At 52.6% G+C, this 922-nt stretch carries 1 protein-coding gene; it reads left to right on the top strand.

From position 1 onward, the window contains the following. On the top strand, nt 1-922 hold a 922-nt coding region (locus BM739_RS20305; protein ID WP_175609567.1), incomplete at both ends, for a hypothetical protein.

Genomic DNA, 922 nt, shown 5'->3' on the forward strand with positions numbered 1-922 from the left:
GGTGGGTGACACGCTGATCATCACTGATGGTAACGGCAACGAATTGTTCAACGGCCTCGTGACCCAAGCGATGCTTGATACTGGTCAAGCCGTGGAAGTCCCTGTCGCTGCAGGCGATACCCAGGTCAATGTTGATGCACAAGTCATTGATGCTGCCGGTAACCCATCGGCTATCGCCACTGATAAGCAAGACGTTGATAACACTGATGCACCTACTCCAAACGTTGAGTTTGAAGGCATGGGTGATGACGGTATTTACAGCAGCGATGAAATTGGCGCGGATGGCACCGTCACCGCCACCGTGACCTTAGCCGCTGGCACCGCAATTGGTGACACGCTGATCATCACTGATGGTAACGGCAATGAATTGTTTAACGGTCTGGTCACCGGCGAAATGCTCACCAATGGCCAAGCCATTGAAGTCGCGGTGGTCGATGGTCAAACCCAAGTGGATGTCACCGCGCAGGTTATTGATGCTGCCGGTAACCCATCGGCTATCGCCACTGACAACCAAGACGTTGATAACACTGATGCACCTACTCCAAACGTTGAGTTTGAAGGCATGGGTGATGACGGTATTTACAGCAGCGATGAAATTGGCGCKGATGGTACCGTCACCGCCACCGTGACCTTAGCCGCGGGCACCRMMATYGGTGACACGCTGATCATCACTGATGGYAACGGCAACGAATTGTTCAACGGCCTCGTGACCCAAGCGATGCTTGATAMTGGTCAAGCCGTGGAAGTCCCTGTCGCTGCAGGCGATACCCAGGTCAATGTTGATGCACAAGTCATTGATGCYGCCGGTAACCCATCGGCTATCGCCACTGATAAGCAAGACGTTGATAACACTGATGCACCTACTCCAAACGTTGAGTTTGAAGGCATGGGTGATGACGGTATTTACAGCAGCGATGAAATT

It is taken from the genome of Shewanella sp. UCD-KL21, assembly GCF_001957135.1.
Lineage (GTDB): Bacteria > Pseudomonadota > Gammaproteobacteria > Enterobacterales > Shewanellaceae > Shewanella.